The sequence below is a fragment of the Pollutimonas bauzanensis genome (assembly GCF_900129885.1).
Taxonomy (GTDB): domain Bacteria; phylum Pseudomonadota; class Gammaproteobacteria; order Burkholderiales; family Burkholderiaceae_B; genus Pollutimonas; species Pollutimonas bauzanensis.
The window spans coordinates 427086-440722 of sequence record NZ_FQXE01000001.1 but is presented as its reverse complement, the minus strand read 5'-3'; the positions used below and the strand labels follow the sequence as shown (position 1 = coordinate 440722).

General features: G+C 61.8%; 14 protein-coding genes and 2 pseudogenes. 10 read left to right on the top strand and 6 right to left on the bottom strand.

Going from position 1 to position 13637, the window contains the following annotated elements; genetic code table 11:
- The first annotated feature begins 97 nt into the window (after positions 1-97).
- The 9 genes and pseudogenes from BUB23_RS02170 (at position 98) to BUB23_RS02130 (ending at position 6784) form a co-directional block, all read left to right on the top strand.
- Positions 98-1063 carry a P-type ATPase actuator domain-containing protein gene (locus BUB23_RS02170; RefSeq protein ID WP_073101641.1) on the top strand — a complete coding sequence of 322 codons (966 nt, stop codon included), beginning with the start codon at positions 98-100 and terminating at the stop codon, positions 1061-1063.
- A 3-nt stretch (positions 1064-1066) separates the two neighbouring features.
- Positions 1067-1207 (top strand): annotated as a pseudogene (gene ccoS / locus BUB23_RS27745) (cbb3-type cytochrome oxidase assembly protein CcoS); the annotation flags it as partial.
- A gap of 255 nt (positions 1208-1462) precedes the next feature.
- The gene (gene ccoN / locus BUB23_RS02160; protein ID WP_073101414.1) at positions 1463-2947 is read left to right on the top strand and encodes a cytochrome-c oxidase, cbb3-type subunit I; all 1485 of its coding nucleotides are present in this window, start codon (positions 1463-1465) and stop codon (positions 2945-2947) included.
- A gap of 11 nt (positions 2948-2958) precedes the next feature.
- Positions 2959-3618, top strand: coding sequence for a cytochrome-c oxidase, cbb3-type subunit II (gene ccoO / locus BUB23_RS02155; RefSeq protein WP_073101413.1), 660 nt, complete (start codon positions 2959-2961; stop codon positions 3616-3618).
- Positions 3618-3791 (top strand): cbb3-type cytochrome oxidase subunit 3, encoded by a 174-nt coding sequence (locus BUB23_RS02150; protein ID WP_073101412.1) that lies wholly within the window; start codon positions 3618-3620, stop codon positions 3789-3791. Before ccoO ends, BUB23_RS02150 begins: the two co-directional genes overlap by 1 nt.
- Positions 3784-4707 carry a cytochrome-c oxidase, cbb3-type subunit III gene (gene ccoP / locus BUB23_RS02145; protein WP_073101411.1) on the top strand — a complete coding sequence of 308 codons (924 nt, stop codon included), beginning with the start codon at positions 3784-3786 and terminating at the stop codon, positions 4705-4707. Before BUB23_RS02150 ends, ccoP begins: the two co-directional genes overlap by 8 nt.
- 32 nt (positions 4708-4739) lie before the next feature.
- Positions 4740-6242, top strand: coding sequence for a cytochrome c oxidase accessory protein CcoG (gene ccoG / locus BUB23_RS02140; protein WP_073101410.1), 1503 nt, complete (start codon positions 4740-4742; stop codon positions 6240-6242).
- A 23-nt stretch (positions 6243-6265) separates the two neighbouring features.
- Positions 6266-6505 (top strand): FixH family protein, encoded by a 240-nt coding sequence (locus tag BUB23_RS02135; RefSeq protein ID WP_245801134.1) that lies wholly within the window; start codon positions 6266-6268, stop codon positions 6503-6505.
- Between the two features lie 30 nt (positions 6506-6535).
- Entirely contained in the window at positions 6536-6784 is a 249-nt protein-coding gene (locus BUB23_RS02130) for a hypothetical protein (RefSeq protein WP_073101408.1), read from the top strand.
- Positions 6785-6825: 41 nt separating this feature from the next.
- Here BUB23_RS02130 and fnr read toward each other — a convergent pair whose 3' ends face one another.
- From fnr to BUB23_RS02110, 4 genes are all read right to left on the bottom strand, one after another.
- On the bottom strand, positions 6826-7554 hold the full coding sequence (gene fnr, locus BUB23_RS02125; protein WP_073101407.1) for a fumarate/nitrate reduction transcriptional regulator Fnr: 729 nt from the start codon (positions 7552-7554) through the stop codon (positions 6826-6828).
- Positions 7555-7728: 174 nt separating this feature from the next.
- Positions 7729-8637 (bottom strand): LysR family transcriptional regulator, encoded by a 909-nt coding sequence (locus BUB23_RS02120; RefSeq protein ID WP_073101406.1) that lies wholly within the window; start codon positions 8635-8637, stop codon positions 7729-7731.
- Between the two features lie 86 nt (positions 8638-8723).
- Positions 8724-9062, bottom strand: coding sequence for an endoribonuclease MazF (gene mazF / locus BUB23_RS02115; RefSeq protein WP_073101405.1), 339 nt, complete (start codon positions 9060-9062; stop codon positions 8724-8726).
- Positions 9063-9075: 13 nt separating this feature from the next.
- Positions 9076-9306 carry an AbrB/MazE/SpoVT family DNA-binding domain-containing protein gene (locus tag BUB23_RS02110; RefSeq protein WP_073101404.1) on the bottom strand — a complete coding sequence of 77 codons (231 nt, stop codon included), beginning with the start codon at positions 9304-9306 and terminating at the stop codon, positions 9076-9078.
- Between the two features lie 193 nt (positions 9307-9499).
- On the opposite strand from BUB23_RS02110, the gene clpB reads away from it, so the two are divergent.
- The gene (clpB, locus tag BUB23_RS02105; protein ID WP_073101403.1) at positions 9500-12094 is read left to right on the top strand and encodes an ATP-dependent chaperone ClpB; all 2595 of its coding nucleotides are present in this window, start codon (positions 9500-9502) and stop codon (positions 12092-12094) included.
- A 272-nt stretch (positions 12095-12366) separates the two neighbouring features.
- Here the strand turns inward: clpB and BUB23_RS02100 are convergent, their stop codons facing one another.
- Positions 12367-13077, bottom strand: a complete 711-nt coding sequence (locus BUB23_RS02100) for a PD-(D/E)XK nuclease family transposase (RefSeq protein WP_178372249.1) — start codon at positions 13075-13077, stop codon at positions 12367-12369.
- Between the two features lie 178 nt (positions 13078-13255).
- Positions 13256-13381, bottom strand: a pseudogene (locus BUB23_RS27740) (epoxyqueuosine reductase QueH); the annotation flags it as partial.
- Positions 13382-13637 lie beyond the last annotated feature (256 nt).

Genomic DNA, 13637 nt, shown 5'->3' with positions numbered 1-13637 from the left:
CGGCCGGCGGGATAATCCCCGCCGGCCGGCGTTTTGCGCGCCGCCGGAATTGATCTACATCAATACGGGGTTTCCCTTATTTGCTATAGTGCGCTTCATGCGCGCCTTCTCGATCTTTTCCACCCCTCAAGGCTTGTCTGGCCCGGGCCGTCAGAAACGCCGCCATATGCTCGCCCGCATGGGCCTGGCGTGGCTGGCCATGATGCAGGTGATGATGTTCGCCTTCCCGGGCTACTTGCGCAGCGACAGCATGGCGCCTGACAATCTCCAGTTGCTGGATCAGGCCATCTTCATCATGAACTGGATCAGCCTGGTATTGACCGTGCCGGTGGTGCTCTACTGCGCCTGGCCGGTCTGGGGCGGGGCGTTCGGCCGCATGCTGCGGGGCCGCGTCAGCATGGATGTGCCGGTTGCGCTGGGCATCGTCGCGGCCTTCATTCCCAGCGTCCACGCCACGTGGACCGGGCGCGGCGAAGTTTATTTCGATTCGGTCACGATGTTCGTGGCCTTTTTGCTGACAGCCCGCTATCTCGAGCTTTGCGCGCGCCAGGCGATAGGCGTCGGCGGCGCGCACGCGGTCATTGAAGCCTTCAGGGTCAGCGTTACCCAGCGAGCGAACCAATTGGCCTTCTGGTTTGTGGTGGTCCAGCTGGCGCTGGCCTTTGTGGTGGGCGGCATCTGGTACGCCTACCGGCCTGAGCACGCCATCGGCGTCATGGTGGCATTGCTGGTAATGAGCTGTCCCTGTGCCATGGCGATGGCCGTTCCCACCGCCGTGGCCGCCGCCCATGCCAGCCTGTCGGCCCGCGCCCGCGGGCCGGATTTCGACATGCTCCGCCTGACCCAGGCCACCGGCAGGGTATCCCGGCAAAATCTTTATGCCTCGGTGGCATGGCATCTGCTCATGGCGCCGCTGGCGGCCCTGGGGTGGGTGGCCCCCTGGCTGGCGGCCGTCTCCATGCTGCTGTCGTCGCTGGCCGTTGCCGCGAATTCATGGCGCCTGTTTCACCGGCAGACGCGCGCGCGCGCCGGCGATTGGCAGCCCGCGGCAGTCCAGGGCTAGCGCATGGCCTCTTCCCTTTTTTTGTTGTTGCCGATATCCCTGGTTTTCGTCATCGCGATCGGGGTGTTCTTCTGGTGGGCGATTTTCTCGGGCCAGTTCGACGACAGCCAATCGGGCGGCGACTCCATTCTGCTGGACCAGGACAGGCCCGACGAAAACCCCGCCGGCCTGGCCGGCGGGCAGGAAAACAGGCCGCAGGAGAAGGCGGCCGCAGGCAGGGATGCCGGATAAGGGCGGAACGCCGTCCGCGCGTCTCGATTCAGTTTATTTATCAAGTGTGGTGCGAAAACGTCAGCCTATCCAGCGGGAATCTGATCTTGATTCAAATCAAAGTCAGCTTCCGGGGCATGCTGGATGATGTTCAGCTTAAGCACTATTTATTTGTTCTAGGGGAAGCTCATGGGCACTTCCGATGCAGTCGGAAAAAACGCCGAAATCTTCAACTACGGCGTGGTTCGTCAATTTACGATCATGACCATAGTCTGGGGTGTAGTCGGCATGGCGGTCGGCGTGTGGATCGCCGCGCAACTCATATGGCCGGAGTTGAATTTCAACATTCCATGGCTCAGCTACGGCCGCTTGCGGCCCTTGCACACCAATGCGGTGATCTTCGCCTTCGGCGGCAGCGCCCTGTTCGCCACTTCGTACTACGTTGTGCAGCGCACCTGTCAGGCGCGCCTGTTCAGCGACAAGCTTGCCGCCTTCACCTTTTGGGGCTGGCAGGCGGTCATCGTCGGCGCCGTCATCACGCTGCCCCTGGGCTACACCACCACCAAGGAATACGCCGAGCTTGAGTGGCCCATCGATATCCTCCTGACCCTGGTCTGGGTGGCCTACGCGGTGGTCTTCTTCGGCACCATCGTCAAGCGCCGGGTCAAGCATATATATGTGGCGAACTGGTTTTATGGTTCGTACATTCTGACCATTGCGATTCTGCACATATTCAACAACCTGGAACTGCCGGTCTCCATGTGGAAATCGTATTCCGCCTATGCCGGCGTCCAGGACGCCATGGTGCAGTGGTGGTACGGGCACAACGCCGTGGGCTTCTTCCTGACCACCAGCTTCCTGGGCATGATGTATTACTTCGTGCCCAAGCAGGCCGAGCGCCCGATTTATTCCTACCGCCTGTCCATCGTGCACTTCTGGGCGCTGGCCTTCACCTATATGTGGGCCGGCCCGCACCACTTGCTATATACCTCGCTGCCCGACTGGACCCAGTCGCTGGGGATGGCGCTCTCGCTGATTCTGCTGGCGCCATCGTGGGGCGGCATGATCAACGGCATCATGACCCTGTCGGGCGCCTGGCACAAGCTGCGCACCGACCCGATCCTGAAGTTTCTGGTGGTGGCGCTGTCGTTCTACGGCATGTCCACCTTTGAAGGCTCGATGATGTCGATACGCACCGTCAACGCCTTGTCGCACTACACCGACTGGACCATAGGACACGTGCATTCGGGCGCCCTGGGCTGGGTGGCCATGATCACCTTCGGTTCGCTGTACTACATGATTCCCCGCCTGTACGGCCGCACGGCCATGGCCAGCGTGAAGCTGATCGAGCTGCATTTCTGGCTGGCCACGCTGGGCGTGGTGATGTATATCAGCGCCATGTGGATCGCCGGCGTGATGCAAGGCCTGATGTGGCGCGCCACGGGCGTGGACGGCATGCTCACCTACAGCTTCGTCGAAGCGGTCAAGGCCACTTATCCCTTCTACATCATCCGCATGCTGGGCGGCTTGTGCTTCCTGGGCGGCGTCTTCGTCATGGCCTGGAACACCTGGATCACCATCAAGGGCCAGACCAAGGTCGATCCCGTCGTGCCTTTGTACAGCCCGGACGCGCGCGATCCGGCCTTGCTTGGCCCCGCGTCGGCAACCGCTTGAGGAGAACCCGAATGTCCAAGCAAAATACTGGTTTCTTTACGCACAAGACGCTGGAAAAGAACGTCGGCCTGCTGATCATCTTCAGCATCGCGGTGGTGTCGTTCGCCGGCCTGGCGCAAATCATCCCGCTGTTTTTCCAGCACTCGACCACCACGCCGACCGCCGGCGTGATGCCTTACGAGCCGCTCAACCTCATCGGCCGCGATATCTACATCCGCGAGGGCTGCGTCAGCTGCCACTCGCAGCAGATCCGCATGCTCAGTTCGGAAGTGCAGCGCTACGGCCCTTATTCGCTGGCGGGCGAATCCAGGTACGACCACCCCTTCCTGTGGGGCTCCAAGCGCACCGGTCCGGACCTGGCCCGCGTCGGCCAGCGCTATTCCGATGATTGGCATCGCGTCCATCTGCGCAACCCGCGCGATGTCGTGAAAGAGTCGAACATGCCCGGCTACCCATGGCTGCAGCGCAATTCGGTCGCCAACGAGAATGTGCAGGACCGCATGCGCGTGCTGCGCACGCTGGGCGTGCCTTACACCGATGAGCAGATCGCCAAGGCGCCCGAGCAACTGCAGGGCAAGACTGAAGAAGACGCGCTGATCGCCTATCTGCAGGGGCTGGGCGTAGCCGGGCGCGACGCCGCGGCCAAGGCCGTTTCGGAGGGGGGCTTGTAATGGCCATAATCAACGGAATCATGACTATCGTCGCCATGCTGACCTTTCTGGGCATTGTATGGTGGGCGTTTTCACGCGGCCGGGCCGACGCGAACCACGAAGCATCGCTTCTGCCGTTTGCCGTGCCCGACGAGCGTTCGATGGATCAACAAGAAGGGGGCTCCCATGAGTGATTTTGTCAGTAGCTTCTGGAGCTACTTTATCGGCGTGATCGCCCTGGGCGGGATTGCTTTTTGCGTATGGCTGCTGTTTTCCCAGCGCGCCTGGCTCAAACAGGGCGTCAAGCAAGTCGAGGACACCGGCCATGTATGGGACGGCGACCTCACCGAACTCAACAACCCGGTTCCGCGCTGGTGGACGGTGATGTACCTGGGCCTGTGCGTCATCGCCCTGGCGATATTGTTCCTGTACCCTGGCGTGGGAAGCTACAAGGGCAAGCTGGAGTACACCGCGGCCAAGCAGGTCAAGGCCGAGCAGGTGGCGCTCAATGAGCGGATCAAGCCGGTATTCGAGCGCTACCAGAAAATGCCTATCACGGAAGTCGCGCACGACGCCGACGCCCGCGAGATCGGCCAGCGCCTGTTCCTGAACAACTGTGCCCAGTGCCACGGGTCCGATGCCAGAGGCAGCGGCAGTTTCCCCAACCTGGCCGATGGCGATTGGCTGTACGGCGGCGAGCCCGAGCAGATCCTGCAGACCATCACCAAGGGCCGCCATGGCATGATGCCGCCCTGGAGTTCGCAGATCAAGCCCGCCGAGGCCGCCGATATCGCGCAGTATGTCCGGTCCTTGTCGGGCCTGGCCAGCGATCCTTTGCGAGTCGTTCCCGGCAAGCGCGGCTTCGACACCTTCTGTGTGGCTTGCCACGGAGCCGAGGGCAAGGGCAATACGGCGTTGGGGGCGCCCAATCTGACCGACGGCATCTGGCTGTATGGCAGCTCGGAAGCGACTATTGTCGAAACCATCCTGAACGGTCGCCAGAACGTCATGCCGGCGCAGGAAGGCCTGCTGACCGAAGACCAGATCCGCATGCTTGCGGCATGGGTATGGGGCTTGTCCAACCAGAGCGCGAACGTAGCGGCACAATAGGCGTCACAATAGCGGCACAATAGAGGCATATCATGAGCAGCGAACCATCTGTAAACCCTGACCGGGGATCATCGTCCGCGGAGGTGCCGGCCTGGCAGCCGCCGCGGGTGTCCAGGGTCGGGGCCGGTTCGTCGCCGCAGGTCGAGAAAGCGCTGGCGGACGTGCGCAGCAAGATTTATCCGCGTTCGGTTTCGGGCATCTTCGCCCGCTGGCGCGTCTTGATGGTCGTCCTCACCCAGCTGGTTTTCTATGGCTTGCCGTGGCTGCAGTGGAACGGCCGGCAGGCCGTCCTGTTCGACCTGGCCGCGCGCAAGTTCTATATATTCGGCATGGTGCTGTGGCCCCAGGATGTGATTTACCTCGCGGTGCTGCTGGTGCTTTCCGCTTTCGCCCTGTTTTTGTTCACGGCCATGGCGGGCCGCCTGTTTTGCGGCTACGCCTGTCCTCAAACGGTCTACACCGAGATCTTCATGTGGGTGGAGCGCCGCATCGAGGGCGACCGCCTGGCGCGCATCCGGCTGGATGAACAGCCCTGGTCGTGGCGCAAGCTGCGCCTGAAGGTCAGCAAGCATATCGTCTGGATACTGATCGCCTGGTGGACGGGCTCGACCTTCATCGGCTATTTCGCGCCGATACGCGAACTGGGCATGGGCCTGCTGACCTTGTCGCTGGGCCCATGGCAATGGTTCTGGATGGCGTTCTACGCCTTCGCCACCTGGGGCAATGCGGGTTTCATGCGCGAAGCGGTCTGTAAATACATGTGCCCTTATGCGCGCTTCCAGAGCGTGATGGTGGATGACGACACCTTTGTGGTCACCTATGACCATGTGCGCGGCGAACCGCGGGGCGGGCGCTCGCGCCGCGTCGACCACAAGGAAGCCGGCATGGGCGATTGCGTCGACTGCAGCCTGTGCGTGCAGGTCTGTCCCACCGGCATCGATATCCGCGACGGCCTGCAATACATGTGCATAGGTTGCGGCGCCTGTGTCGATGCCTGCGACCAGGTCATGGACAAAATGGACTACGACAAGGGCCTGATCCGTTATACGTCCGGGCGCGCCATTACCGACGGCCTGACGCAAAGCCAGGTGCGCAAGCGCATGTTCCGGCCGCGGGTGCTGGCCTATATGGCCATACTGTCGCTGATCGGCATCGCCTTCGTGGTGTCGCTGGCCACGCGCACCACCCTCAGGGTGGATGTGATACGCGATCGCGGCGTCCTGGGCCGCGAAGTGGCCGGCGGCATGATAGAAAACGTGTACCGCCTGCAGATCATCAATACGACCGAGTCGCCTTTGACGCTTACGCTGGGCGCCGGCGGCGTGCCCGGGCTTTCCATCATGACGGCCGACCATGGCTCGACCACGGTCGGCATAGATCCGTCGTCGAACCGGCTGGTGCCGGTGGTGGTGCGCGCCCCGGCGCAGCAGGTCAAGCCCGGCCTGTATGATATCGAGCTCACGGCCGTGGCCCGATCGCCCGAAGGGGACGAAACAGTCGTCGTCGAACGGTCCAGTTTTTTCGTACCCAAATAAACATGCTCAGGAAGGATGGCACCATGTCTCAAGCGGAAATGAAAGACGGCCAGGAGCCCGAGGGTGGCAAGCCCTGGTGGCGCGAGCCCTGGCCGTGGATACTCATGGCGGGCCCGGCGGCCGCGGTGATCGGTTGTATCATTACGATCGTCCTGGCCGTGCAGAACTTCGGCGATCAGGCGATCACCGACGGCGGCGTCAAGCACGGCCTGGTGGTGAGCAAGCCGGCTGCGGCGCCCGCGCCGGCGCCGGCCGCTCGCTGATGCCGGCAATAAAATACAGGGGACTGCAGTATGAAGTGGCGTGCATTGATGTGGGTATTATGGCCATCGTTCCTGATCGCCGGGGCGACCAGCGCCACGGTTTTCGCGCTGGTCGATCCGCTGGATATCAAGTTCCTGGGCTATATACAGGTTAGCCGCCAGCTCGCCTATGCGGTCGGCTTCTTCCTGTTCTGGATGATGGCAGCGATGTCCAGCGCCCTGACGCTGCATATGGCGCCGCGCGGCCCCTTGGTCGACGAGTTCGGCGACCCGATATAGCGTTGATGGCGGCGGCCCCGCGGGCGGGCCACCCGCAAGGCTTAGCCGCAGTCGGTTCCGGCCAGGGTGCGCAGGGTGGGCATATCGACGATATGCACCTGGCGCTGCTGGATGTGCAGCACTCCTTCGCGGGCGAAGCGCGAAAAAAGCCGGCTGACGGTTTCCAGCGTCAGGCCCAGGTAGTTGCCGATTTCTTCGCGGCTCATGCGCAGCACGAACTCGCTGGATGAATAGCCCAAGGTCGCCAGCCGTTGCGAGAGGTTGATCAGGAAGGCCGCCAGCCGCTGCTCGGAACGCAGCGACCCCAGCGACATGACCAGTTGATGCGAGCGATTGATTTCCTTGCTCATCAGGCGGCGGAGCTGCTGGTGCAGGACGGGGATGTGCTGCGACAGCTGGTCCATCTCGTCGATGCGTATGACACAGACTTCGCTGTCTTCCAGCGCGATGGCGTGCGATACCTGCCTGTTTTCCAGCAGGCCGTCCATGCCTATGATTTCGCCCGGCAACAGGAAACCGGTGATCTGCACCTGGCCGCCCGCGTCTTCCAGCTGGGTCTTCAAGGAGCCCGAGCGGATGCCGAACACCGCTTCCGCCTTGTCGCCCAGATGGAACAGGGCGGAGCCTTTAGGGATGCGGATGCGTTCCTTGATCAGCTCATCCAGCTTGGCCACATCGTGCCGCGCCATGCCCAAAGGCAGGCAGATTTCGCTAAGCATGCAGGTAGAACAGCGCGTTGAATCGGGTGTAACAGAGATTTTTTTTTGCATACGGTCGCATCGACAAGCTAGTAAAGCTGTTTGCACAGCACTTTGAGGCCATTCGCCGCAAATTGCGGGGATTTTACTGCAGTTGCCCGATAAGCCGGCGTTTGATTTATATCAAGTATACGGGATCGCCGGGCAATTGCTGTGAAACGCTTTGCTATCGATGTGGTATTTCCGCTAATGGGTTTTCCAGTAGGAGGGGTCCGCGTAGCGGGCGCGCAACATATCGACGAACAGGCGCACGCGCAAAGGCAGATGCTTGCGTTCGGGCAGCATCGCGAAGATGCCATTGGCCGGCGCGGCGTAGTCGTCCAGCACGCTGACCAGGCGTCCCGAAGCCAGGTCTTCGTGCACTTCCCACAATGAGCGCCACGCCAGGCCATAGCCCGCCAGGGCCCACTGGTGCAGCACGGCGCCATCGCTGCAGGCCAGGCTGCCCTTGACGCGCACGGCCCGCACTTGGCCGTCCTGCCTTAGCAGCCAGCCCTTGGACTGGTTGCCCTGGCTGCCAAAGGACAGGCAGTTGTGCTGGGCCAGGTCGTCGGGGGTATTGGGCCGGCCGTGCGCGCCCAGATAGGAGGGGGCGGCGACGATCACGCGTTTGTTGTCGGCCAGCCGCAAGCCGACTATCTGCGAATCATCGAGTTCGCCGATGCGAATCGCGCAGTCATAGCCTTCTTCGATCAGGTCGACCAGCCTGTCGCTGAGGTCCAGCGCAAGGGTGACTTCGGGGTAGCCGGCGGCAAAGTCGGGCAGCAGCGGCGCCACGTGGCGCCGCCCGAAGCCCGCCGGCGCGCTGATGCGCAGGTGGCCGCTGGGCTTGACGCTGCCCTGCGCGATACGGGTTTCGGCGTCGTTCAGGTCGCGCAGAATGCGTTGGGCCTCTTCGAAAAAGGCGCTGCCTTCCGATGTCAGGGACAGGCGGCGGGTCGAGCGCAGCAGAAGCTTGATCCCCAGCCTGGCCTCCAGGGCATTGATGCGCCGGCCCATCATGGCCGGCGCCACGCCTTCGGCGCGCGCGGCGGCCGACAGGCTGCCCAGGGTGGCGGCGGCCACGAAACTTTTGAGTTGCTTGAATTTGTCCATGGCGCTTGAGAAAGGTCGGATAGTCCAGGGCGCGGCGGGCTGGGCGGAATATCGGTATGGCTACCGTGCGCGGCTGGCCCGTGGATTCAGGTCTTGAAGATCAGCGCCTGGAGTTTGGCCCGCACCTGGGCGAGTTCGTCGGAGTCGACCCGGCCACGGTGGCTGATCTTGGTGTGGGCCCAGTCCAGGCTCTTGACCTGATCGGCGAGCACGGCCAGGGCCTTGTCGGGCCCGATGGCGACCTCGAACGGATAGCCCTTGATGTGCGGCGTGATCGCGCAGCACACGATGAGCCCGGTTTTTTTATTGTACGAGGAAGGGCTTAGAATAAGGGCTGGTTTGTAGTCCTGTGCCGTGCTTGCCTTGGGCAAGTCGAAATGCAGCCAGATGATATCGCCGGTATTGGGGATATAGCGTTTGCTCATGGAGGCTCCCGGATCAGGTGTCGGCCACGCCGAAGTCGATCTCGGCATGAATGTTTTTGCTCTTGATGCCGCTCAGCAACTGGGACAGCAGGTATTCCTGGGCGCGCACCGGCTCGATGACGATGCATCCGCGTTCGACCCGGATATCGATGACATCCTCCAGGTCGATCTTGAGGGTTTTCATCATGGAGGAGGGCAGTCGGACCGCGGCGCTATTGCCCCATTTTTTAATGACTCCGCGCATGCTGGGCTCCTTGCAGTAAATCTCGATTTTGCCAGCTTACCAGTTTAGACGGTGTGTAAACAAGAGGGGTCGGAGCAGGAGATTCAGACTTTGTCGACGGGCGGTTTGCGCCGGTATTCACTTGAAATTCCTTGTTGTGGCCGCACATATTCACTATTCGAGCCTAGCCGCTCTCTTTTCTTGTGAAATGACTATGCGATTCGACAAACTAACCACAAAATTCCAGCAAGCCATCGCCGATGCGCAGAGCCTTGCTGCCAAGCATGACAACCCCTACATCGAACCGGCCCACGTGCTGGCGGCCCTGCTGGCCGACGCCGACAGCGGCGCGGGCAGCCTGCTGGCCCGCTCGGGCGTCGCGGTCAACCGCCTGGGGCCCGCGCTCAATACCCTGATCGAAGGCTTTCCGCAGGTCAAGGGCAGCGAGGGCAATATCCAGGTCAGCCGCGAGCTGCAGGCCGTCTTCACCCGCACCGACAAAGAAGCCGCCAGCCGCGGCGACAGCTACATCGCCAGCGAACTCTTCCTGCTGGCGCTGGCCGACGACAAGGGCGAGACCGGCCGCATCCTGCGCGAAGCCGGTTTGCAGCGCAAAGCCCTGGAAGCCGCTATCGAGGCGGTGCGCGGCGGATCTTCGGTGTCCGACTCCGAAGGCGAATCCAATCGCGAGGCCTTGTCCAAATATACGACCGATCTGACCGACCTCGCCCGCCAGGGCAAGCTGGACCCGGTCATCGGCCGCGACGATGAAATCCGCCGCTCCATCCAGATACTGCAGCGGCGCACCAAGAACAATCCGGTGCTTATCGGCGAACCGGGCGTGGGCAAGACCGCCATCGTGGAAGGCCTGGCGCAGCGCATCGTCAACAATGAGGTGCCTGAAACGCTGAAAGGCAGGCGGGTATTGTCCCTGGACCTGGCGGCCTTGCTGGCCGGCGCCAAGTATCGCGGCGAATTCGAAGAGCGGCTCAAGGCCGTGCTCAAAGAGCTCGCGCAGGATGGCGGCGATTCCATCGTCTTTATCGACGAGCTGCACACCATGGTCGGCGCGGGCAAGGCGGAAGGCGCCATGGATGCCGGCAATATGCTCAAGCCGGCGCTGTCGCGCGGCGAGCTGCATTGCATAGGCGCGACCACCCTGGATGAATACCGCAAGTACATCGAAAAGGACGCCGCGCTGGAGCGCCGTTTCCAGAAGGTTTTCATCAACGAGCCCGATGTGGAATCGACCATCGCCATATTGCGCGGCTTGCAGGAGCGCTACGAACTCCACCACGGCGTGGCGATCACCGACCCGGCCATCGTCGCGGCGGCGGAATTGTCCAATCGCTACATCACCGACCGCTTCCTGCCGGACAAGGCGATCGACCTCATCGACGAGGCGGCCGCGCGCATACGCATGGAAATCGATTCCAAGCCCGAGGTCATGGACAAGCTCGACCGGCGCATCATCCAGCTCAAGATCGAGCGCGAAGCCGTCAACAAGGATACTGACGAGAGCTCCCAGCGCCGCCTGAAAGTCATTGAAGACGAGCTGCTCAAATTGCAGCGCGAGTACAACGATTACGAAGAAATCTGGAAAGCCGAAAAAGCCGCTGTGCAGGGCTCGCAGGCCATCAAGGAGGAAATCGAAAAGACCCGTTCCGAGATGGCCGAGCTGCAGCGCAAGGGCCAGTTCGACAAGCTGGCGGAACTGCAGTACGGCAAGCTGCCGGAACTGGAAGGGCGCCTGCAGGCCGCCGAGGCGGGGCAGCAGGCGGCCACCGAGAACGACCGCCCGCGCCTGCTGCGCACCCAGGTCGGGGCCGAGGAAATCGCGGAGGTGGTGTCGCGCGCCACAGGTATTCCGGTTGCCAAGATGATGCAGGGCGAGCGCGCCAAGCTGCTGGGCATGGAGGATTTCCTGCACCAGCGTGTGGTGGGCCAGAATGAAGCCGTCAGCCTGGTGGCCGACGCCATCCGCCGCTCGCGCGCCGGCTTGTCCGACCCTTCGCGCCCTTATGGCTCGTTTTTGTTCCTGGGGCCCACCGGCGTGGGGAAAACCGAATTGAGCAAGGCGCTGGCCAATTTCCTGTTCGACTCTGACGACCATATGATACGCATCGACATGAGCGAGTTCATGGAGAAGCATTCCGTATCGCGCCTGATAGGGGCGCCCCCGGGATATGTGGGCTACGAGGAAGGCGGCTACCTGACGGAGGCGGTGCGCCGCAAGCCGTATAGCGTGATATTGCTGGACGAAATCGAGAAGGCGCATCCTGATGTCTTCAATGTGCTGCTGCAGGTGCTGGACGATGGCCGCCTGACCGACGGCCAGGGCCGCACGGTGGATTTCCGCAATACGGTGATCATCATGACGTCGAATCTGGGCTCGCAGCATATCCAGAGCATGTCGGGCCAGCCCTACGATGTGATCAAGGAGGTCATCTGGGACGAGCTGAAGACGTCGTTCCGGCCTGAATTCCTGAACCGGATCGACGAGGTGGTGGTGTTCCATGGCCTGGATGTCAAGCACATCGAGGCGATTGCGCGGATACAGGTTCAACGCCTGGGGCAGCGCATGGCGCAGCAGGAAATGCGCTTGGAGGTTTCGGACGCGGCGCTGGCGCAGTTGGCCCGCACGGGTTTCGATCCGGTGTTCGGCGCCCGTCCGCTCAAGCGCGCGATCCAGCAGTACATCGAGAATCCGGTTGCCCGCCTGATACTGGAAGGCAAGTTCGGGCCCAAGGATGTGGTGCCGGTGGATTGGCAGAACGACAAGTTCGTTTTTTCGCGGACTTTGCAGTAAGCGTTGAGGCGCCTGGCCGGGTTGGGGCCGCGGGGTCGCAACCCGGCGGCGCCACCGGTTTTGCCGACTTCTTATATTCGATTATTCCTTGGAGCGAGCGCCAGACCTCTTGTCTGGCGCTCGCTTTTTTTGTTGTTGATGTTCTTCCGATGCGCTGGCATTTCCTTGGACGCGCTATTGTTTATTCGGACTTGCGGCTTACCTGAGGGTACGCGCTACGCGCCTGGGCGCCGCATCCTCCCGTCCCGGCATAGTCCTTTGTGGTATTAGGTTCAGACAAATACATCTTCGATGCGCTGGGCATCCAGCACGTTCAACGACCAGTCTTGTAGTTGATCGGCGCTGGATCGCGAGAGTTGAGTTTGGTAGTGTCGCGGCACAGGGCCGAATTTGCGTTCGAGCAGGCGGGTAAGGAGTTGGATTTGGCCTTCGTGGCGCGCATAGTCCAGCCCGTCTTCGTAATCGACCAGGGCCTGTTCGCGGCGCTGGGCCATCAGGCGCAACTCTTCGTCGGAATACATCGTTTCCAGATGCGCCAGGGCTTCTTTGACCGGAGGGTGGGTGATTTCGTTCATGACAGCCTCATCCAGGTTGTGCAGCAGGCAGGCAATCCAGGCCGATAATGGCACGGGCAGCTTGCCCAGTGTTTCGGCCTTGCGTAGCTCGATTATATGCACTTGCAGCGCTTGATCCAACTGTACTTGCGGATACTGCGTATCGCGCAGGGTGAAGTGCCAGTCGGCCTTGGCGGGGTGATCGGTAAAAAGATCATGGACGAGGAGGCTGATGCCGATGGCAGGCCTCAAGTGCCGGTAATCCTGGCCCGCCTGCAATTGATCGGCCAGGCCGCGGGCCACGCCGTACACACTGCGCTGCGGCCAGTCGGCGGCGTGGGGCCGGCCTTGGCGGCATCGGCAGGCGGCTCTGGCCGTAAAGAGTCGTTGGGTGAAGACATGCCTGCCGGTCCATAATTGATTTGCCAACAGGCAATCTAGAACAAACCGGAAGAAAAAAACATTGGACGGATTGGTCCGGCAGATGGAAAAATCATCGCCGGCATTTTTCTCGCCGCTTGAACCGCACCCCATCCCACGGCCGCGGTCAAGAAACCCACTGCACTGGATTTAAAAGAACATAGCCCGCTGCGCCTTCATCCCTGCCTTACTTCTGCGGCATCGTCGGCGGAGGATTCAGTTCGAGTTCGTCCTTGCCATAGAACTTGATGCCTATCTTCACGCGATCGCGGCCTTGGGTGCGGCGGTGGCGGTTCGTGTCGCGCAAGGCATAGTATTCAAACCGTCACAGTGCTCTAAACCCGGGGCGGTGGGCTGGTGCTTTCGTTCTAGCGTTCTTAATCCGGTGCCGCAAGTTGGTGCTTTCTTCCCAGCATTCTTAACCCGTCGCCGTGGGCGGGTGTGGGTTGGGCTCAATGTCGCTGCGGTCCCGGGCTTCGCCCGTGACTGCCCGCGCAGTCAACCTGTTTCGGGGCGCCCGCGAACTCGCGGAACGGACAGCCCCCGGCTGTCCGTAAGCGTCCCGCTCA

Excerpts from the sequence above, each read along its gene's own strand:
- ccoN (WP_073101414.1), top strand. The coding sequence starts at position 1,463 with ATGGGCACTTCCGATGCAGTCGGAAAAAACGCCGAAATCTTCAACTAC.
- BUB23_RS02135 (WP_245801134.1), top strand. The coding sequence starts at position 6,266 with ATGTCTCAAGCGGAAATGAAAGACGGCCAGGAGCCCGAGGGTGGCAAG.
- mazF (WP_073101405.1), bottom strand. The coding sequence starts at position 9,062 with ATGAGCAAACGCTATATCCCCAATACCGGCGATATCATCTGGCTGCAT.
- clpB (WP_073101403.1), top strand. The coding sequence starts at position 9,500 with ATGCGATTCGACAAACTAACCACAAAATTCCAGCAAGCCATCGCCGAT.
- BUB23_RS02110 (WP_073101404.1), bottom strand. The coding sequence starts at position 9,306 with ATGCGCGGAGTCATTAAAAAATGGGGCAATAGCGCCGCGGTCCGACTG.
- ccoP (WP_073101411.1), top strand. The coding sequence starts at position 3,784 with ATGAGTGATTTTGTCAGTAGCTTCTGGAGCTACTTTATCGGCGTGATC.
- ccoG (WP_073101410.1), top strand. The coding sequence starts at position 4,740 with ATGAGCAGCGAACCATCTGTAAACCCTGACCGGGGATCATCGTCCGCG.
- fnr (WP_073101407.1), bottom strand. The coding sequence starts at position 7,554 with ATGCAAAAAAAAATCTCTGTTACACCCGATTCAACGCGCTGTTCTACC.
- BUB23_RS02170 (WP_073101641.1), top strand. The coding sequence starts at position 98 with ATGCGCGCCTTCTCGATCTTTTCCACCCCTCAAGGCTTGTCTGGCCCG.
- ccoO (WP_073101413.1), top strand. The coding sequence starts at position 2,959 with ATGTCCAAGCAAAATACTGGTTTCTTTACGCACAAGACGCTGGAAAAG.
- BUB23_RS02120 (WP_073101406.1), bottom strand. The coding sequence starts at position 8,637 with ATGGACAAATTCAAGCAACTCAAAAGTTTCGTGGCCGCCGCCACCCTG.
- BUB23_RS02150 (WP_073101412.1), top strand. The coding sequence starts at position 3,618 with ATGGCCATAATCAACGGAATCATGACTATCGTCGCCATGCTGACCTTT.
- BUB23_RS02130 (WP_073101408.1), top strand. The coding sequence starts at position 6,536 with ATGAAGTGGCGTGCATTGATGTGGGTATTATGGCCATCGTTCCTGATC.